The organism is Flavipsychrobacter sp. (genome assembly GCA_041392855.1).
Taxonomy (GTDB): Bacteria; Bacteroidota; Bacteroidia; order Chitinophagales; family Chitinophagaceae; genus UBA5543.
The window spans coordinates 110,949-131,931 of the sequence record JAWKLD010000003.1; the positions used below are offsets into that span (position 1 = coordinate 110,949).

General features: G+C 39.3%; 19 protein-coding genes. 10 read left to right on the forward strand and 9 right to left on the reverse strand.

Annotation, left to right across the window (positions count from 1 at the left end):
• Window positions 1-84 precede the first annotated feature (84 nt).
• Window positions 85-3,477: a M43 family zinc metalloprotease gene (locus R2800_15510; GenBank protein MEZ5018467.1), complete on the forward strand. Its 3,393-nt coding sequence runs from the start codon at window positions 85-87 to the stop codon at window positions 3,475-3,477.
• An 81-nt stretch (window positions 3,478-3,558) separates the two neighbouring features.
• Here R2800_15510 and R2800_15515 read toward each other — a convergent pair whose 3' ends face one another.
• The 6 genes from R2800_15515 to R2800_15540 all read right to left on the reverse strand — a co-directional run bounded on the left by R2800_15515 (window position 3,559) and on the right by R2800_15540 (window position 10,945).
• Window positions 3,559-6,066 carry a bifunctional UDP-N-acetylmuramoyl-tripeptide:D-alanyl-D-alanine ligase/alanine racemase gene (locus tag R2800_15515; protein MEZ5018468.1) on the reverse strand — a complete coding sequence of 836 codons (2,508 nt, stop codon included), beginning with the start codon at window positions 6,064-6,066 and terminating at the stop codon, window positions 3,559-3,561.
• 14 nt (window positions 6,067-6,080) lie between these two features.
• Entirely contained in the window at window positions 6,081-6,506 is a 426-nt protein-coding gene (locus R2800_15520) for a hypothetical protein (protein MEZ5018469.1), read from the reverse strand.
• A gap of 72 nt (window positions 6,507-6,578) precedes the next feature.
• Window positions 6,579-7,598, reverse strand: coding sequence for a hypothetical protein (locus R2800_15525; GenBank protein ID MEZ5018470.1), 1,020 nt, complete (start codon window positions 7,596-7,598; stop codon window positions 6,579-6,581).
• Window positions 7,599-7,604: 6 nt separating this feature from the next.
• Entirely contained in the window at window positions 7,605-9,344 is a 1,740-nt protein-coding gene (gldG, locus tag R2800_15530) for a gliding motility-associated ABC transporter substrate-binding protein GldG (GenBank protein ID MEZ5018471.1), read from the reverse strand.
• A gap of 10 nt (window positions 9,345-9,354) precedes the next feature.
• A complete protein-coding gene (gldF, locus tag R2800_15535) occupies window positions 9,355-10,104 on the reverse strand; it encodes a gliding motility-associated ABC transporter permease subunit GldF (GenBank protein MEZ5018472.1) in 750 nt (249 codons plus the stop codon).
• 127 nt (window positions 10,105-10,231) lie between these two features.
• Window positions 10,232-10,945 (reverse strand): DUF4919 domain-containing protein, encoded by a 714-nt coding sequence (locus R2800_15540; GenBank protein MEZ5018473.1) that lies wholly within the window; start codon window positions 10,943-10,945, stop codon window positions 10,232-10,234.
• A gap of 330 nt (window positions 10,946-11,275) precedes the next feature.
• On the opposite strand from R2800_15540, the gene R2800_15545 reads away from it, so the two are divergent.
• On the forward strand, window positions 11,276-12,250 hold the full coding sequence (locus R2800_15545; protein MEZ5018474.1) for a M23 family metallopeptidase: 975 nt from the start codon (window positions 11,276-11,278) through the stop codon (window positions 12,248-12,250).
• On the opposite strand, the gene R2800_15550 is transcribed toward R2800_15545, so the two are convergent.
• Window positions 12,247-12,774, reverse strand: coding sequence for a hypothetical protein (locus tag R2800_15550; GenBank protein ID MEZ5018475.1), 528 nt, complete (start codon window positions 12,772-12,774; stop codon window positions 12,247-12,249). The two genes, R2800_15545 and R2800_15550, sit on opposite strands and share 4 nt — an antisense overlap.
• 148 nt (window positions 12,775-12,922) lie before the next feature.
• Here R2800_15550 and R2800_15555 point away from each other — a divergent pair, with 148 nt between their 5' ends.
• The gene (locus R2800_15555) at window positions 12,923-13,795 is read left to right on the forward strand and encodes a penicillin-binding transpeptidase domain-containing protein (GenBank protein ID MEZ5018476.1); all 873 of its coding nucleotides are present in this window, start codon (window positions 12,923-12,925) and stop codon (window positions 13,793-13,795) included.
• On the opposite strand, the gene R2800_15560 is transcribed toward R2800_15555, so the two are convergent.
• Window positions 13,796-14,749 (reverse strand): methylenetetrahydrofolate reductase, encoded by a 954-nt coding sequence (locus R2800_15560; protein ID MEZ5018477.1) that lies wholly within the window; start codon window positions 14,747-14,749, stop codon window positions 13,796-13,798.
• Window positions 14,750-14,891: 142 nt separating this feature from the next.
• Here R2800_15560 and lptB point away from each other — a divergent pair, with 142 nt between their 5' ends.
• The 3 genes from lptB (at window position 14,892) to R2800_15575 (ending at window position 17,703) form a co-directional block, all read left to right on the forward strand.
• Window positions 14,892-15,641, forward strand: a complete 750-nt coding sequence (lptB, locus tag R2800_15565; protein MEZ5018478.1) for an LPS export ABC transporter ATP-binding protein — start codon at window positions 14,892-14,894, stop codon at window positions 15,639-15,641.
• Window positions 15,642-15,721: 80 nt separating this feature from the next.
• A complete protein-coding gene (locus R2800_15570; GenBank protein ID MEZ5018479.1) occupies window positions 15,722-17,233 on the forward strand; it encodes a GH3 auxin-responsive promoter family protein in 1,512 nt (503 codons plus the stop codon).
• An 89-nt stretch (window positions 17,234-17,322) separates the two neighbouring features.
• Entirely contained in the window at window positions 17,323-17,703 is a 381-nt protein-coding gene (locus tag R2800_15575; protein MEZ5018480.1) for a hypothetical protein, read from the forward strand.
• A gap of 57 nt (window positions 17,704-17,760) precedes the next feature.
• Here the strand turns inward: R2800_15575 and yihA are convergent, their stop codons facing one another.
• On the reverse strand, window positions 17,761-18,381 hold the full coding sequence (gene yihA / locus R2800_15580; protein ID MEZ5018481.1) for a ribosome biogenesis GTP-binding protein YihA/YsxC: 621 nt from the start codon (window positions 18,379-18,381) through the stop codon (window positions 17,761-17,763).
• Between the two features lie 28 nt (window positions 18,382-18,409).
• Between yihA and ubiE the strand changes: the two genes are divergently transcribed.
• From ubiE to R2800_15600, 4 genes are all read left to right on the forward strand, one after another.
• Window positions 18,410-19,162 carry a bifunctional demethylmenaquinone methyltransferase/2-methoxy-6-polyprenyl-1,4-benzoquinol methylase UbiE gene (gene ubiE / locus R2800_15585; GenBank protein ID MEZ5018482.1) on the forward strand — a complete coding sequence of 251 codons (753 nt, stop codon included), beginning with the start codon at window positions 18,410-18,412 and terminating at the stop codon, window positions 19,160-19,162.
• A gap of 4 nt (window positions 19,163-19,166) precedes the next feature.
• On the forward strand, window positions 19,167-19,586 hold the full coding sequence (locus R2800_15590; protein ID MEZ5018483.1) for a hypothetical protein: 420 nt from the start codon (window positions 19,167-19,169) through the stop codon (window positions 19,584-19,586).
• Window positions 19,587-19,667: 81 nt separating this feature from the next.
• Window positions 19,668-20,372, forward strand: a complete 705-nt coding sequence (locus R2800_15595) for a porin family protein (protein MEZ5018484.1) — start codon at window positions 19,668-19,670, stop codon at window positions 20,370-20,372.
• 88 nt (window positions 20,373-20,460) lie between these two features.
• Window positions 20,461-20,790 (forward strand): antibiotic biosynthesis monooxygenase, encoded by a 330-nt coding sequence (locus tag R2800_15600; GenBank protein ID MEZ5018485.1) that lies wholly within the window; start codon window positions 20,461-20,463, stop codon window positions 20,788-20,790.
• The last annotated feature ends 193 nt before the right edge of the window (window positions 20,791-20,983 follow it).

Here is a 20,983-nt window from a genome sequence, read left to right on the forward strand (position 1 = left end):
ATAAAAATAATTCTTTAGCATTTTTATAACTAATAACTTATTTTTACGAACAGTATTATTTATACAAAAAAATCATAATCTGGCATGATACGTAAAATTACGCTTTTATTCCTAGCGTGCTTAGGGGTGCATTTTGCTTCATACGCACAAAAATGTGGGTTTGATATCGCACACCAAAGCCTAATGAGCCAAAATACATCTTATGCTCAAAAGGTGAACCAATTTAACACCAACTGGGCTAGCTTCATGGCTTCGCAATCTAATCCTAATGCCTTACTAGTGACTCTACCTAGTGGACAACAGGCTTATGAAATACCTGTAGTAGTGCATGTGATGTACACAAATCAAAAAGCTGCATACAATGTTAGTGATGCTAACATAGAACGTATGATAGATTATTTGAGTCATGCTTATCAGGCTACTTGGCCTAGCTATCCTGGCACAAGTAGTCGTGGAACACGTATCCCGGTTACGTTCAAATTGGCTAAACGTACTCCAAACTGTACTTCTACTAACGGTATTGTTCGTTATGAAGTAACTAGTACTGCTAATAGTGACTACTACAACGATGGTATCAAACTTAGCTCTACTAACGGTACTGCCGAGATCAACATTAAAAACCTTAGCCGTTGGCCAAACTCTGAATACTACAACATATGGGTAGTAAACAAGATAGATGGTGCTGACGGACTACCTGGTACTTCAGGACCTTACACTGCGGGTTATGCTTACTTCCCTGGTGCGCCAGCTACAATAGACGGTACAGTAATGCTTGCTAGCCAAGTAGACTCGGGTAAAGCTACTATTACGCACGAGTTGGGACACGCTCTTGACCTATATCACACGTTTGAAGGTGATGCTGGTGGTGCTAGCTGCCCTCCTAATGGTAACTGTGCTACCCAAGGAGACAGAGTATGTGATACAGAGCCTCATAAGCGTTCTGTGTTCAACTGCCCTTCTGGTACTAATATTTGTACTGGTACTCCATACGGTGGTGTTCAACACAACTTTATGGACTACTCTAACTGTAAAGACCACTTTACAGCAGGACAAAGTACCAGAGTTATGGCTGCTTTCTTTGGTGAAAGAGCATCTCTTATCACGTCTTTAGGAGCTACACCATTACCAACTACATCATTACCAACTACTTGTATTCCAACATATGTAAACACTACTACTCCTCAAAACTACGGCCCTCGTAATATTGTAATTACTAAAGGTACTACTAAGTTGATGGATGTTTCGAGCAGTGGTTATATAGGAGATGGTAATCTAGTACACTATGACAGAACCTGTGAGCATATGGTAACACTTACCGTTGATAGTACTTATAACTTCAGCGTTTCTACTGTGCCAGGAGAAAAAGCTAAAGTATATATCGACTATAATAACGATGGCGTTTTTGGTAACTCTGCTGGTGAATCAATATCACTTAGCAACGGAAACCCTCACACTAATAGCTTCACAGTGCCTTCTGGTACTAACGTAACACAATGTATACCTATTCGTATGCGTGTTATCTCTGATTTTACTACTGGTAATATCGATTCTTGTGGTCCTATCAATTATGGACAAGCAGAAGATTACCTTGTACTTATTAAAGGTAACAATGCTACATCTGCTACGGTGACAATTACCAACCCTCCTAAAGGTGGCAATCCATCTTGTTTTGGTACTGAGTTAACCTTCAACACTACTACTACAGCTACTCCTATTGCTTGGCAATGGTATATCAACAGTTCACCAGTTAGCGGACAAACAGTTGACTCTTTCAAGTCTACGATTTTTGCTGACAATGACACTGTAAAAGTAAGAATGATATATGGTAGCTTATGTGGTTTCGACACTGTTTTCTCTAACCAAGTGATCGTAGACAGAGTTACTTCAGTAGCTCCTCAAGTTACTATAGGTGTTACAGGCGGTAGCCTTCCTACATGTTTTGATGATACAGTTACCATATCAGTTACAGGTAATGTAAACCCTGGTGGTGCTCCTACATACTATTGGACAGCAAACGGTAACCCAATAGCAGGTGCTACAGGTACTACCTTCAAAGCATATCAACTAACTGCTAACACGCAAATAAGAGCCGTAATGAAGTCGAGCGCTGGCGCACCTTGTGCTACACCAGACTCAGGCATCTCTAATGCATTAGCAATGACCTATACTACTAAAACACCAGTTACTACTATTGCATTAACTATTGGTACCAACCCGGGTTGTGCTAACCAAACATTACAGTTTACCGCAAACACTACTGTTGGTGGTACTACTCCATTATACCAATGGTTTGTTAATGGATCTCCCGTAACAGGCGTTTCTACCAATAACACATATACGTCTTCTACGCTAAACAATACTGATGTGGTAAGATGCCGTACAACATCTAGCTCTGTATGTGCTTCTCCTGCTTCAGTTAATTCTAATAATATCGCAATCGTTCATACTAAGATCACTGCGGACATCTCTATTGCTCAAACAAGTGGTGGTAACCCTGCTTGTCAAGGCAAGAACGTGATATTTGCAGCTAACACAACTAATGCGGGTGCTAATCCTAATTTCCAATGGCTAGTGAATGGTAACATAGTAGCAGGTGCTACTAACCCGATATTCATTACCAACTCTCTTGGGAACAACGACAACGTATCTTGTGTACTTATAGCTACAGACCCTTGTGTAGAAAATCCTTTAGACACTTCGTCTGCTATTGTAATGAATATTACACCTAGTAAAGTTCCGAAGATCAACGTTACGATCACTAAAGGTAAAAACCCTGGCTGTTTAGACTCATTAGTAGAATTTACTGCTACTGCAACAGACATAGGTGCTAATCCTAATTTCAGATGGTTAGTGAATAACTTCCCTGTTGGTTTTGGCCCTGTATTTAGTACATCTACACTACTAAATGGTAATACTGTTGTAGGTGTGGTTAACCAGACAGACGGTAATTGCTACCTACCTGATACTGTGTTTGCTACTCCTATTAAAATGGTTCGTACAGTTACTCCAAACCCTCCATTGATATCTCTAGTAGGTAATGAGATGATCACAAACATCAGTGGTTCTTTCATCTGGTTCGGTCCAGACAGCCTACTTACAGGTCAAGGAGAAGATGGTAGACTATTACCTAAAGCTATCGGACCTTACTATGCTTTAACTAATGATAATGGATGTTGGTCTAAACCTTCAAACATATTGACGATAACGCTTCTTGACATCAAGTCTCTTGACATGAAGAACTTCTCCATCTTCCCTAACCCTACTAAAGATCAGGTAAGAATGGACTGGAAAGGAGAGCGTGTAAACATGGAAATTGGCGTATACAATACTGTTGGTCAATTAATGTTCACAGACAATGTTAAGAATGCTTCTAGCAAAACAATAAACATGGCTAATCTTGCTAACGGTATGTACTACATAGTACTTACTGACGAGCAAGGCAATAGCGGAAAAGTAAAGGTTACAGTAGCACGATAGTTACTGCCCACATACCAAAATAATAAAGGCTGCTCAATGAGCAGCCTTTATTATTTTGACACTATAAAGTTGTCCAACTATTTATATTTCTCTTTCGTATACTCGTTTAACCCGCTCTGATATACCTGTTAATATTTCATAAGGTATTGTACCTGCCCACTGAGCAAGCTGTATTACAGGTAGCTCTTCTCCAAATACCATTACATCATCCCCTTCCTTTACGCCTTCTATATTGGTAATATCCAGCATGCACATATCCATGCATACAGACCCTACAAGCTTTGCTTCCTTACCATGAATAAGCATATAAGCATTACCATTACCCAGAGCTCGAGGATAGCCATCGGCATAGCCAATAGATACAGTAGCTATCTTCATCTCCTTAATAGCTACCCCTCTCCTGTTATACCCGACAGTATCCCCTGCAGGTATTTTTTTTATTTGTGCTACCGTAGTTTTTAATGTACTTACTTGTTTAAACTTGCTCGCCATCTGCTTATCGCTACCTACACCATACATTCCTATACCCAGCCTCACCATATCACATTGTAGCTCAGGGTGTCTTGTAATACCTGCTGAGTTTACAATATGCTTTAGAAAGCTGTACCCCAAACTATCTTCCAATCTTTGGGTCATCACTTTAAACTGTTGTCCCTGTTCTTCTGTAAAGTTGTCCAGTGTTTCATCTTCGCTGGCTGCCAAATGGCTAAATGCAGACACAACTCTTAAATGATTACTGACAGAAGTATCGACAAGAATTTCCAAACAAGCATCTAGATCCTCTTTATCAAAGCCTAAACGGTGCATGCCAGTATCTAACTTCACATGTATCGGATAGGCATTTAAATTCATTGTCTTCGCTATAGCTACTATAGCCTTTAGCGAACGCATGTTATACACTTCTGGCTCTAGCTGCCAAGCCACCATGCGGTTGAAGGAATCCACATCAGGGCTCATTACCATAATAGGAAGTGTAATACCCGCCTGACGCAGCGCAATACCCTCATCCGTATAAGCAACAGATAAATAGTCTATCCCCAAAAACTGTAAGTGATTGGCAATTTCATAACTACCGCTTCCATAAGAAAATGCCTTGACCATGCCCATTATCTTCACCTTAGGCTTTAAAGCCTTACGTATAACACCTATGTTATGTGTAATAGCGGATAAATTTATGGAGAGCTCTGTCTCATGCGTTTTCTCTTCTAAAAGTGTACTTATTCTTTCGAAAGAATAATGCCTTGCTCCTTTTAGTAGTACTGCCTCATTGCCAAACTTGAGTCGTTGAAAATCATCTAAAAAATCTTCCATACTACTATAGAAAACGCTTTCATAATCATACTTCTCAAACAGCTCCTTATATTTTGCAATAGCACTTCCAATGCCAATAAATCTTGTAACTGATTTATGACTTATCAGCTCCGCAACTTCTGCATACAATACAGCATCAGGCTGTGCTATTTGCATCATATCAGATAGGATAAGCGTGTGCTTACTATGCTGATGTTGTTGCGCTAAATAATCTAATGCTAATTGTAATGATGTAAAATCAGAATTATACGAATCATTGATAAGCGTGCATTCATGTACACCCCTCACCACCTCCATACGCATAGATACCGCATGTAGTTGTTCCATTGCCTCGGCGATTTGCTGTTTATCCATCGACAAAAGCAACATCACACAAGCACAGTGAATAGCATTTTCAATAGAGGCCTTATCAGTAAACGGTATCGTAAAATAAAAACTATCCCCTTTATATTTAGCTTCTATCTCGGTCTTACTCTCTTTTGCAATTTCACTTACGATCTCTATATCGGCCTTGCCTGTTCTAGACCAAGAACAAAGAGTTTTCTCTTTTGCAAAAGCAGTCACTTCATTGGCAATTGCCTCATGATCTTTACAATAGACAAGCTGTTTAGCATGCTTAAAGAGTTGTAGCTTTTCTTTTATCTTATGGGTATCATCTACAAAACCTTCACTATGCGCATCACCGATATTGGTAAATACCCCAATCTCGGGTTTTATGATCTTTTCAAGACGTTCCATCTCTCCTGGTAGGGAAATGCCTGCTTCAAAAATGGCTATTTCATACTCCTCATCCAGTAACCACACAGATAGAGGCACGCCAATTTGGGAGTTATAACTTTTAGGACTACGAACAGTTTTGTATTCATTGCCCAACAATTGTCCCAACCATTCCTTTACAATAGTCTTACCATTACTACCTGTTATCCCTATTACCGGAAGGTCAAAAAGATTTCTATACTCGGTGGCAATAGTTTGCAGTGCCTTAAGCGTGTCCTCTACTTTTATAATATTAGCCTGAGGGAAAGCAGCTGTTTCTATATCTTCTGAAACAAGAAAGTTCCTTACTCCTTTTTCATATACCTGCTTTAAGAAAGCATGCCCATTTCTATGCTCTGTTCTTAATGCGATGAATAATGTCTCATCAGCAAGTGCTATTTTTCTACTATCTATAGCCAGCGCTTCTATGAGCTTACCCTCTTCACCTTGTTGCAACCAAACACCATCACACCAAGCTTTTATTTGCTTAGCATCCGGTCTATGTGTTGCGTTGGTCATCATTTTTATATTGCCATTTAGTATAGCTTAGAAAAATACTTGTAGTCTACTTTGTTGTTTATCGTATCTATATGCACTTTGCTATATATACTACCTGCATCATTCATATCCAGTACATAGCCGCTTGTAGTACTATTAACAATAGACACTCCACCTACATTAGCTCTAAACGTCCCCATCGCTTCTTCATAACTTAATGGAGGCTGCCCTACATCATAGTTAGCGCGCATATCCGCAGCAAGGCGCTTGGTATCTCCTGCCGAGATAGTAACGGTAAAGTTCCTCGCTTCTCCACCATCTATTTGCGATTCCGATATACTCACCACTTCATATTTGTCGTCTAATACCAGCCCCATTGCTGATAGCGAGTTCAACACATTACGCTCTGCAGTAGTTGTGCAGCCTATTAAGAATGGCAGTAATAGTAAAAAGTACTTCTTCACTGTTTAGATTTTTACTAAAATAAAAAAATGCTCCCCGAAAGAGGAGCAGTAAGTATAATTTAACTTAGTGTTTTAAGACTCATCTTTCTCATAAAACTCATACCCCAACCTAAATATCTTCTCAAAAGTAGCGTTTTGTAGAATTACAGTATCTACTCCATTGTTGATCACTCCGTAAAAACGGTCGCCATCAAAACTGACTGCCCCCTGAAGTGAGGGCACTAGCCTGTTCTTACTACGCTTGTTTATAGGCATCCAATACACATCTATATGCTGCGTATAATTATTAACGCCTTCTATTTCTATCTCGCACCTTTTAGGTACTGAAGCTATAATGGAATCTAAATCTGTTGTCCCATTCAAGTAGCCCTCATGCTTCACATTGCTAAAAAAACCTAGGAAAACATCTGTTCTTCTTTTATTCATTTCCTTACCACTGGTAAGGGCTTCATCTATTGCTACCGTTCTATTTCCCTGCTCATCTTGCAATACACTAAAGCTATTTAAAGGCTCTTGCAAATAGTTCACCTTCACCTTTCTAACATTTTCCTTCGGCAAGGCTACAACTGTTCTATCTCGCCAGTTACTCATATCAACATTGTAACGGGGAGAAAGATACCCTTCAAATGCAGGCACCTGCACTACATACGGTCTCGAAGCCCCTTCCATCAACATAAAAGAACCTTTACTATCCTTTACCTGACCTCCTACATGGAAGACTTTCAACTTAGTTCCACCTCTACCATATAGCTCTACTTTTATACCATTGGTAGCCAATGTTGTAATAGCTGAGTTATGCATATTTTGAGGTACGGGATACATGACTTGTTGCTTGCTCATCGTTAGCAGCAAGTTATTTATAGCTCTGGTAATTGCTACGTGGTCATTCACCTTCCAGCCATGCTCGGTCCTGGTAAGCGTTATTGCATCTCCACGCTTATTAACCATGAAAATCTTACCGATATTACCCGTGTCTTTTATATTAAAACCTGCTTCATTAATACTGAAAGCATCATGGTTTTTAAACAAGAAGAAATATACTCCAAATCCCAACACACCTAGTACTACTAGGTACAAAATCGTCTTACGCATTTCCTATTATTTTTTAGTTATTGGCGACTCATACTTACGTTTACGGAAGAATAAGTAGACCGAAGCAAAGATCAAAACAAAAACCAATGGCACACCAATATTTATCATTCGCCATTTGGTTTCTTCTTTCTTGGTTCTTTCCGGGTCTAATAAACGTAGCCTTGTATTTTTAGACCTTGCTGCAAGCAAGCCGCTATTATCTGTTAAGTACTCGATACAATTGAGTATAAAATCTTTATTGGCAAAACGTTGTTGTGTAAACTGCCAATACCCCATCTCCATTGGTCCATTCTTGCTAGAGAAGTCGTTAAGCATTACATCTCCATCCGCTATTACGATCATTTTAGCAGAGCTGTCTGTAGCTTCTTTAAATTCTCTGTTTAATGAATCTTTTAATACCTGTAAGAAGTTAGGGTGCATTCTATTTTTAAAGACGGAGGTAAACTTACCCTCTAACAATACTGCTGTTGGTATGTTTTTCTTTCTAAAATCTCTCGGGTTAACAGGGTACTTCAACATGCTTAAACTAACACGTGTAGGCGCTGCCGCAGTACGACTGTTTTTAGACGAAGCCAAAAGGATGGTCTTCTTAATATCAGGATTACTTACTGTATCAATACTGTTTACAAACTGCCCCATGATGAAGTTCATATTATTCACAATAGGGTGAGAAGATGCAGGATTGAACACAGGGAAGTATATCCAATTGCGCAACTCTATTTGCGGTCTGTCGCCTTGCATACCTACCGTAATAGGAATAGGCAAACAGATAATATCTTCGATCAGATCAGGATTAATACGAACACCATACTTAAACAGCATATCGTTCAGGTTTAGCCCTTTATCCAAAGCAATGAACTGCTGAGTTCTCATCAGGCTATCCATAGGTGTGTTGAGCTGGTCTACAGCCCAAAGCACGCTACCACCTGACATAACATACTGATCTATCTTGAACTTAGCTTTATCGTCAAATGCAACACTAGGATTGTTGATGATAATAGCCTTGTATATTGGCGAGATATAAATACTGTTAGTAAGGTCTATAGTATCGACCTTATATTGTTTTTCTAGAGTAGTGAGTAGATCATAAGTATTTGCCCCAAGCATCTCTCCATTACCCATCACATAAGCTATCTCTGTTTTAGCAGGTAGGGTAAGCTTATTAATAGCATTGGCAAATTTGTATTCTAATAATGATTCAGAATAGTTCAGGTTTTCTCTGGGCCCCTGGCCTAGTTTATTCTCCAATAGCCTTACAGCCATTTCATTTCCATTGTAGCGTACTAGCGCATACGGGAATACAAATTTCTCAGAGTAGCCTTCATCCTCTCCTTGCATCCTTAAGTTGATAGGTGCAATTCCTTTTTCAGCAAACTGTTGGTAAACTGCTCCTTTTTCATCTTCACTTTTACCTTCAAAAGGATTAGAGAAACGAAACACCACCTTACCTCCTGCCACATCTCTAAAAGACTGTAGACGCTCTCTGGTAGCTTCTTGCAGCCTTTGAAAACCTGCGGGAAACTTACCCTCGAGATATACATCTATCACAGCTACATCCTCCATATTGCGAAGTAGCTTCTTTGTAGGATCAGATAATGTAAAACGCTTTTCTTTAGTAAGGTCTAAACCGTAATGAAAGCGTGCCGCCAACATGTTCACACATACAAGAATGGCAGCAACGATGAGCACACGCGTTATGGCCTGTGCTTTCTGTTGTTTTCTTTTTTTAGATACGTTCGTAGCCATAATTAATGTATCAACTTTCGGTTGCTGTATCCCAAGTACGACTGTTAAGAGACAGTCTTGTTAGTGACATGAATAATATTATAACAGATAAGAAGTAAAGCACATCTCTACTATCTATCAATCCTCTACTAATACTGTTGTAATGAAAGGCCATACCTATCATTCCCAAATAGTAATCTATACCCTCTGCAAATGCAGGTATACGACTCAAAGAATCAAAACCACTATATAGAATAAAGCATGATAGTAAGGCTACTAAGAAACCTACTATCTGATTATTAGTAAGTGAAGAACAAAAAACACCAATAGCTGTAAAACCTGCAGCTAAGAATAACAATCCAATGTAGGAACCTGCAATAGCACCATAATCAACATTACCCTCTACAAGAGATAGACTATCAATAGTCACTACATATATAAATGTAGGCAGCAGAGCAAAAACCACTAATGCTAAAGACGCAAAGTATTTGCCTAGAATAATATCCATAGCCGTAAGTGGTTTTGTAGACAACCACTCTATAGTACCTGCACGAAACTCATCAGCAAAAGAGCGCATAGTTATTGCCGGTATCAGCAACATCAACAACCATGGTGCCAGTTCAAAAAAACGATCTAAAGACGCATAGCCATAAGCTAATACGCTACTATCCTCAAACACCCATAGAAACAAGCCGCAAGCCACTAGAAAAACTAGTACAGCCACATAGCCAACTATGGAACTAAAAAAGGAATTAATTTCTTTTACGAAAATACTACGCATGTGTATTGCAGTAAGATTATGAAGTTGGCAAATATAACAAAATGAAGGCTGTTTCCGCATACAGACCATTTGTTAAAGCTTTCCCAACACAATTTATGATATGTGTGACCACGGAAGGTATGTAACACTAGTCTTCTTTATTACTATAAATGCGCTGCACATTAAAATAAACGCCTTCTATGCCTTCTTCGTTTTGTTTCACTTTAGTATAATCACAGTTATTACTGGTCAACTTTCGCTCTCCCGTAAACTCCAGATCCAACACCCATAGCATATCGTACTCATGCTCAATGTTTGATATATGATAAGCGGTCGTATCTGACCTACCATCTCCTGTAGACATAATAGCATCTCTGATACCAGTAGCCATAGTGAGATACTTCTTTGCTTCATTCTTCTTGCCCATCTTTTCCAGCATAATATTCAGTATCACTAAATTGGAGATACTAAAAGGATTGGATTTAAGATTGTCTTTTGTAAGCTCTATCACCCGTTCCAGCTTCTTACCCTTCAAATTCTTTTTCTTAGATAGTGCATACAATTCCAGCCTTGCACTTACATAGTCACTATAAGATTGAGACACATAGGTGCGCTCGTATAAATGCCCATAGTAGAGCATACGGTATGCTTTTAGATCCAGCTGCTCATCACCTGCTTGATATAAAGCAAATAGATGAGGATAGTGATAATAAGAAGATGTATCCCTAACTATCTCTTTTATTGCCTCATAGTCTGGCTTCTGAAAATCAACTTGTGCACTTGCTACATATGTAAGATGTAACAACAATATCACTACCAGCCATTTCCCTATGCCATGATTCTTTTCTATTCCACCTATCATATTCCTCTTAAATGCTTATTGTATAATACAAATATGAAGAAAATAGCTCAACGTATCATCACAGCACCATCATTCTTCCATTACAATTAAGATTGATATAACAGAACCCTTATCCGTACTGGCACTTAGTTTTTTTACCCTTATTTGGGTATGGTCTTGGGAGTATAGCTCCTGTACATTTGTATTTGGTAGTTAATATTCCCTTTACCCCCTTACGAAAGCGGTGCGGGTCTTCTTAACCGAGGGCCCGTATTCTTTTACCGTTTTTAACGCTTCATTATTACTACTTTTTGCTTTCAATAAGCTACTTTTACCCGTCAAATAACCTAATTGAAGCGAATAAGAAAATATTACTACAATACAGATACTCATCGTTTTGAGAAACTGGAAGTTGCATGGCATGTTCGTCTTTTTAGGATTATTGGCTTTCTTTCTGCTTCTATTGTATCGGCGCTCATTATAGTTAGTATAGCCTACAAATTCTTCCCCTCCCCTAACGAGAAAGAGTTAATTACAGAAATAGAACAACTAAAGGAAGAATACATAGGACTTCAAAATCAGCTTAACGATATGGATAAGGAGCTGCATGATTTGGAGTATAGGGATAATGATATCTACCGAACAGTTTTTGAGTCGGAACCAATACCTGATAGTATACGTATAGGCAAACAATACTCGGCTATAGACCCTTCTCAATACGCCTACATCAATTCCGACAAACTAATAGAGACTATACAACATGGAGTAGACGCGCTTCGCAATCGCGTCAAAATTCAGAAAAGCTCTTACGACACTTTAGAAAAAATGGTACAGGCTAAAGAGAACATGCTGAAATCGATCCCTGCGATACAACCTGTCTCTAACAGAAACCTCAAAAGAGTTGCCTCTGGTTTTGGTTATCGTATTGACCCTATATACAAAACACCGAAACTCCATACCGGCTTAGATTTTACTGCTGCGTCGGGTACACCTATATACGCTACTGGTAACGGCTTAGTAGAAGAAGCTGTGTATGACCATAGTGGGTATGGTAGGCATGTGATCATCAACCATGGCTACGGTTATAAAACTCTGTATGCACATATGGTAAAAATAAAAGTAAGAGATGGTACAAGAGTACGTCGCGGACAAATAATAGGATGGGTAGGCAGTAGTGGCAAAAGCACAGGACCACACCTACACTATGAGGTAATTAAAAACGGAAAAAAGATAAATCCGATCAACTTCTTTTTCAACGACCTTACCTCGGTTGAATATGAACGTTTAGTGAAAATATCTGCGTCTAGCAACCAGTCTTTCGACTAGTTTAATCTTATATAATGCAAGCCTGTATGGGTGTTATCTAATACTTCCAAGGGAGCAATATTCTCGTAGCCGAGCTTAGCTAATACTGTTTTCATATCGCCCTTGTCTAGCTCTTGCCCAATAAGGTAACCACCTGACTTTATTTTATGCATCCAAAGTTTCAGCACTTTTTCGTGATAGTCTAGCTCACCTTTTCTATCCAGAGCATAACCGTAAAAAGCAAAATCAAATATTTTAGAGGCAAAGCCTTTAGCTATTGTTGCGGCATCTCCTTTTAACAGAAGCACCCTTTCTTTATAAGGAGCACATCTTTCCCTACACTCTCTTTCAAAGTCTACGCCATGCTCTCCATCCCACATATCCATACCTATAAAACGCAATTGAGGGTTATGTTCTAAAACCACAGCCATGCACTTACCACTATCAGCACCTATTTTTGCACCATGACCAAACTCCTTTTCCAAAATAAAAGCTGCTAACTTTTCATGTTGCAGGCTATTATCCTTATCACAATTCATACTCATAATAATTCTCTTGTACAATACCTTGTTTACCAGTATGCAATATATATATTATTTCCTTTTGCCACTGACGAAATAATTCTACCCTATCTGCTACCTTTTTAGCATCCTATTTATCTACTTATTACCTTTGCGCTAAAATAAAACGGCTATGCGCATTCGCTTATACATCTCCATACTTTCTGTTCTACTCATCACTGCCTGTAAGGATACTCGTATCCATGAGCATGAAGAATGGGCAACTTTTTTTACAGAAAAAGGTATTGAAGATGGGTGTTTTATTATGCGAGACCATAATCACGAAACCGTGCATTATTACAACAAAGAGCGTACCATTACCCGTTTTACACCTGCTTCAACATTTAAAATATTCAACTCTCTCGTAGCTTTAGAAATACCCAAAGCGCCGGATGAGCAATTTTTAATTGTATGGGATAGTGTAAACAGACGACCTGAATGGGATAAGGACTTGACCATGCGTGAAGCTTTTACCGTTAGTTCTGTTCCTTATTATCAGGAAATGGCGCGCCGCATAGGTTTTGACTACATGCAGCACTTTTTAGACACGGCAAACTATGGTAATAGAAATGCTGGTGGTGCTATTGATGAGTTTTGGCTTAATGACAGCTTGCAGATATCTGCCGATGAGCAAGTAGGCTTTCTTAAAAAACTATATTTTAATGAGCTCCCATTTTCAGAGCGTAGCCAACGTATAGTGCGCAGCATGATGCTAAGAGAACAGAAAGACAATTATAACCTATACTACAAAACTGGATGGGGCGCACCAAATGGCGCTGAAAAAGAAACAATATGGATCGTAGGTTTTATAGAACGTATAGCCAAAATGGAAGAACACGAAAAATCTATGAACAAGAGCGATATTCGTAAATACCCCTACTTCTTTGCACTCAATTTCTCCCTACCGTCTAGCAACGATATAGATTATGCTAAGTACACCGCTATACGTGAGGATATATTGAAAGGCATCCTCAAGGACTATGGTGCTATTACTACAGCTAAATAATTAGAATAACCGCTTCAATACATTATACACCACCATTGGCTTGCCCAATGTGTAGAAGTGGAGCATAGGAACATTGTTCTTCAATAAGTCTTTACATTGCTCATATAACCAATCTTCACCTACCTTATCGCAAGCATCTTTAGCTGTAGACTTCATCATTTCGTTGTATAGATCTACAGGTATTTCTGTATTGAAAATACTTGGAACAACGGTTAATTGACGCTGGCTGGTAATGGGTTTTAAGCCTGGTATAATAGGCACGTTAATATCATACTCCTTACACTTGTTTACATAATTGTAATAGTGCTTATTATTAAAGAACATCTGTGTGGTTACATAGTCTCCACCTAGTTCTATTTTCTTTTTCAGGTATATGATATCTGTATCTAGGTTCGGAGCTTCCATGTGCTTTTCAGGATACCCTGCCACACCTATGCAAAAATCGGTAGCACCACCATCTATAATATCATCTTCAAGGTACTGCCCTTTATTAAGGTCTACTATTTGTTTTACCAACTCATCGGCATATCTATGACCTCTTGGGTTGGGTGTAAAGAACTTCTCATTAGCAGCCGCATCACCTCTTAATGCCAATACATTTCTTACACCTAAAAAGTGTAGGTCTATCAATGCATTTTCAGTTTCTACCTTACTAAAACCACCACAAATAAGATGCGGTATCGCTTCTACCTTGTATTTATTCATCAAAGCAGCACAAATACCTACTGAGCCTGGACGCTTACGTATCTCCACATACTCATAACTGCCATCTTTCCTTTTTTTGTATACCTGCTCTGCTCGGTGATAGGTCACATTCACAAAAGAAGGCTTGAACTCCATTAATGGATTAAGGCTTTTATATATAGAGTCAATACTATTTCCCTTAGTAGGTGGCAGTATCTCTAGAGAGATAATTGGCGATTTGGCACTGGCCAAGAGTTCTGTTACTTTCATAATAGGATGCAAAAGTAGCTATTAAATGATTCTTTTAAAGTATAAGTACAATAGAATTTACATGTAGACGTTCCATTTATGCATTAATCTTACATCGGTTTCCTATTTTTGTTCAAAACGAGCGCATTTGTCTAGTCAAAAAATGAGAATACATACTGAAGGCCTAGTGAAAAGGTATCGTGGGCGTACTGTAGTAAATAAAGTTTCTTTTGAAGTGAACCAAGGAGAGATCGTTGGTTTGCTAGGCCCTAACGGCGCTGGAAAAACCACCTCGTTCTATATGGTTGTAGGTTTGGTAACGCCCGACGAAGGTAGTGTGTACCTTAACAATGAGGATATTACCAAGATACCTATGTATAAGCGTGCTCAAATGGGCATAGGCTACCTGCCGCAAGAAGCATCGGTATTCCGCAAGCTATCTGTGGAAGATAATATTTTGGCCGTTTTGGAAATGACAAAGCTGAGCAAAGCAGAACAAAAAGCTAAATTAGAGTCGCTGTTGGAGGAATTTAGACTTACCCATGTGCGAAAAAGCCCCGGAGATGTACTGAGTGGAGGTGAGCGTAGACGTACAGAAATAGCCAGAGCATTAGCTGTAGACCCTAAATTCATACTATTAGATGAGCCTTTTGCCGGTATTGACCCCATAGCTGTAGAAGATATACAAGGCATTGTTGCCAAACTAAAATTTAAAAATATTGGCATACTTATTACCGACCACAATGTGCAAGAGACCTTATCTATCACAGACCGCGCTTACCTCTTATTTGAGGGTAATTTATTAAAAGCAGGCGTGGCAGAAGAACTAGCTGCCGATGAACAAGTTAGAAAATTGTATCTTGGTCAACACTTTGAGTTGAAGCGTAAGGATTATAACCCCCTAACTAGTTAAATACCATAAATATTTATATCGTTATAGCGTTGCATGTGTAGTAAAACGCTATAATTTTGCAGTTATACCTAGTTTATTAAATGAGTATTATTAGTCCGGCACTGAAGGGATATTTGAAGTTGCGTAATAACGCGATAGATAACTTCATGCACAACCCTATAGATACTCAAAAACAGGTATTCAATAAGCTTATTGGTTCTGCACAGTTTACCGAATATGGTAAGAAATACGGTTTTGACAAGATAAACAGTGTAGCTGAATTTAAGAGTCAAGTACCTATAAATGACTATGATACACTAAAACCATATATAGAGCGCATTATGGCTGGGGAGCAAAATCTCCTTTGGCCTTCACCTATAAACTGGTTTGCCAAGTCTAGCGGAACAACGAGCGACAAGAGTAAATTCATCCCCATAAGTAAGGAATCTTTGGACGACAACCATTTTAAGTGTGGTAAAGATACCTTGGCGATGTACTTAAAAGAGTTCCCCCAGACCAATATCATATCAGGGAAATGCTTAGTGATAGGCGGTAGCCACCAGATCAACCAGCTAAACGCAGACTCGTTCTTTGGTGACCTATCTGCCGTTATGCTACAAAACATGCCTTTTTACGGGCAAGTTATCCGCACACCAGATCTATCTATAGCACTTATGTCGGAATGGGAAGAGAAGATTGAGAAGATGGCGGAAACAACTATTCAAGAAAACGTCACCTATATAGCTGGCGTTCCTACTTGGACCATAGTACTCTTAAAACGAATATTAGAAATATCAGGCGCAAGCCACATACACGAAGTATGGCCCAATTTAGAGCTATACATCCACGGGGGCGTTAGTTTCAAGCCCTACCGCAAACAATTTGAGCAACTGATCCCTTCACCTAAAATGCATTATTGGGAGACCTACAATGCATCGGAAGGCTTTTTTGCAGCACAAGACAACCTTAATGCAGAAGGTATGCTTCTTATGCTCAACCATGGCATCTATTACGAGTTTATGCCAATGGAAGAGTATGGCAAAGAAAACCCTGAAACATTGACCCTAAAAGACGTAGAACTGAATAAGAACTACGCACTGATACTAAATACCAACAATGGTTTATGGCGATATTTAGTAGGTGACACCATACAGTTCACCTCAAAAGCACCATATAGAATAAAGGTATCAGGAAGGCTTAAACACTTCATTAATGCCTTTGGGGAAGAGGTGATTGTTGATAATAGTGACGAAGCTATAGCTAGAGCTTGTAAAAAAACGGGTGCAATCGTGAACGATTATACTGCTGCTCCGGTATACATGACGGGCGAGACTAATGGTGCACATGAATGGATCATAGAATTTGACCACATACCCTGCCCTATAGAAGAGTTTACAGCTATTATGGATGAAGAGCTACAGAAAATAAACTCTGACTACGAGGCAAAGCGTTACAAAGACATAGCCCTACGTATGCCAATAGTACACGTGATGCCTAAAAACGGATTCAACGAGTGGCTAAAAGCTAAAGGTAAGCTTGGCGGGCAACACAAAGTACCTCGATTAAGTAATGACAGAAAGTACTTGGAAGAAATACTGCCATACGCTAAGTAATAGCTGCCAACAATCATCTTATTTACTGACATTGCTCATTTTATTGTCTTATACAGTAGTCTACTTTTACTGTATAAACAATTACAATCATGAGTAAAACAAGTATATCTCACCTAGACAATGAGCACAACGACTGGTTGCGCGCACTAGATTTTTACAAAACCGAACTAGGCATACTAAAAGGTAGGCTGACAGAAGTAGCTGGCAAGAACACTGCTGATGAGGTGGCACTTAACGCAGAGCATTTTGAGAACCAAATAAAAATACAAATTGCTAATGTGGATACACTACGCCACAATATCAATGAAAACTTACAAAAGGTAAGCCTGCAAGCCAAAGAAAATGCTGCCCACATTGATAAAGAATTAATTACTCAGCACGAGAACCTGAGAGAACAATATATTTCTGAAGAAAAGACCATCAACGAATTGAGGCACGAGTTCAACCGTTTTGCTTCAAAGTGGATGTAAACAATAGTTTCTGGTTATGATTAAATGTCGGGCTGTTTTTGGATTGGCAGCTCGGCATTATTCTTTGCCTTTTACCTCCTTATCGTAGATCTCATTAAGCTCCCCTATATAAGCCAATATCTCTTTCCGTCCTGTAAACTTTACGGCACTACTTACAAAGCTACGTGGTATAAACTCCCAGTCTTTACGCATTGTTTCAATGAAATGCTTTACATTTTTAGCAGTTTCCCTTTGCGTGCTTTTATCAGCTTTTGTAAAAATGATATTGAACGGCACCTGCCACTCTCCTAACTGTGCCAAAAACTCCAAGTCTATCTTCTGCGGTTTATGACGACTATCTATGAGTACAAATAGCGTCATTAGATTAGTACGCTGTTGCAAATAATTAGCGATCATTTTCTGAAAAGACGCACGATGCTTTTGCGACACTTTTGCATAGCCATAACCCGGCAGGTCTACCAGATACCAATTATCATTCACCAAAAAGTGGTTGATCATCTGTGTCTTACCCGGGCTGGAAGAGGTTTTAGCCAATTTGCTATGGTTGGTGAGCATATTGATAAGAGAAGACTTACCAACGTTTGACCTACCGATGAATGCATACTCTGCCCTATCAGGCTCGGGGCAGCTCTCCACTTTGGGGCTACTTATTAAATATTTTGCCGATTGTATATCCATTAACTGATGTTACCGTACTTTTGTGCCGATGCAGACTGAAAATCATACCAATACGTCCGCAAACGTATTGCCTAATGCTGATTCAAAATTAAGCAAGAAAGATCAAGTTGCCGACATGTTTAACAACATTGCGGGAAAGTACGACTTTCTGAATCATACTTTGTCTATGGGTATTGATAAGGGATGGCGCAAAAAAGCCATTGCTGCAATACAAGAAGTGAACCCCCAAAACATACTGGATGTAGCTACTGGCACAGGCGACCTTGCCATTGCTGCTGCTCGCCTAAACCCCGATAGCATAATAGGCGTGGACATTGCCGAGCAAATGTTGGAAGTAGGAAGAAAGAAACTCGTAGAACAACATTTAGACCAACTTATCTCATTAAGACTGGGCGATAGCGAACACCTACCCTTTGAAGACAACAGCTTCGACGCAATAACCTGCGCTTACGGTGTGCGCAACTTTGAAAACTTGGAAGCAGGCTTAAAGGATATGAACCGTGTGATGCGTACCGGAGGTAAAGTGGCTATTCTGGAGTTTTCCCGCCCTAAAACATTTCCTATAAAACAAGGGTATCATTTCTATTTCAAATATCTGCTACCTATGTTTGGTAAGATAGTTTCCAAGCATAGCTCTGCGTATAGTTACCTGCACGAGTCGGCTATGGCCTTCCCTGAAGGCAAAGACTTCTGCCAAATACTTGAACGTTGTGGGTATAAAGATGTAAAAGCTAGGCCGCTTACATTTGGCATAACAACACTATATACAGCTACGAAATAATGCTATGGCTAGCAAAAAGAAAACATGGGCTGAGAAGATGAAGCCCGGCGCAGAGCATAAAATAACAGTAAACGATAAAGACTTTGCTGATATTCCTGCTGGTCATTCTTTGCTCATACCCACACCAATTATAGTAGATAGCTACGTACGCGATATACCTGAGGGGACACAGACCAACATCAAACAAATGCGTAGTGACCTTGCAGCAGAGTATGGGTCGGAATATGCCTGCCCTGTAGTATCGGGCATCTGCTTGAGAATAGTGGCCGAAAATGCTTTTGAACAATTACAAAACGGGCAACCCTTGAGCCAAGTAGCTCCTTTTTGGCGTATGATAGACCTCAAGTCTCCTACGGCCAAAAAGCTGGCTTGCGGCATCGATTATTTAGCCGATTTGAGAAAAAATGAAGGATTACCCGTATAAATTTAGTCGTTACAGGATACTTTATTATTATTGTACATACTGTATCTTCGTATAGTACGTTATAGTAACCAATAATCATTCATGCGTTTACGCTTAGTTATACTTTTTCTAGTTAGCATTATAGGCCTGCAGTCGGCTAGTGGACAGACTATTCTAAACATGCCCGAACATGATCAAAAAGCCTATTACTTTGGTATCACCTTTGGTACCAACTTCTCTACTTATAAAATAAAGTATAGTGAATCGTTCACTAATGAAGACACTTTCAAATCCATACAACCTGGTTTTGGTCCGGGTTTCAACCTTGGTTTGATGGGAAACCTTAGGTTAACCAGCTTTATAGATGCCCGTTTTAACCCCACACTTATTTTTGCCGAAAAGCCAATGACCGTAAACATGAGAGGTTTCGACGGTTCTGACAGCTCTTCTTCAAAATCTATTGAGTCTATATACTTACACCTACCTTTTCAGCTAAAGTTCAAAAGCGACCGCATTAACAACTTTCGTTTTTATGGCTTAGCTGGCGTTAAGTTCGACTTCGACTTGGCGGCCAATGCTCGCTCTCGTAAAAAAGACGAGATACTAAAAGTCTCTGCCTTTGACTATGGGTATGAGCTAGGTGCAGGTTTTGAGTTCTACTACCCTAACTTCATTTTCTCTCCTGAGATCAAGTTGAGCCAAGGGTTGGGCAATGCCTTATTTAAAGACCCGCGCATACCATTGAGTAATGCCGTTAACGGACTATCAACCAGAATGATCGTTATCTCTATTCATATAGAGGGATAATACATTTCCCGATTCTGTAAGTAGTTTTCCCGATTCTTATGCTGACAGTTTGGTGACAAACCTACATTTGTACTCATAACTATTAATTATGAGCAAGAATTTTGTAGCCATTAACTATATCAGCTGTAACGATGATTACAGACCACGATTTGAAGAACTATTTGCTACCAGAGCAGGAGCAATAGATAAAATGCCAGGGTTTAAAGAGATGCATGTGCTTCGCCCTAATGACCAAGAAGATAAATATCTTATTGTTAGCTACTGGGAGACAGAAGATGCATTTAAAGATTGGACGAAGTCTGAAGCTTTTATCGAAGGTCATAAAAGAGGCTTTGCCGATTTGGCAAAAGCTAAAGCGGAAGGGAAACCAGCCCCTATGAGCAGCGATTTTAAAACCTATAAAATCATTGCTAACTAATGGAAGCCATCGCTATGAAGAAATCTAAAACCATGAAATGGCTAAAAAGAATTGGGATAGGGGGATTCCTTTTCTTTTTAGTCAAAGGTTTAGTTTGGCTAGCAATAGGTTACTTTATCATTAAATAAAGTAGCCTATTGCTACAGTTATATACAGATGTGTTCTAAGCCCTTTTTATCTGCAAGCGCCAATC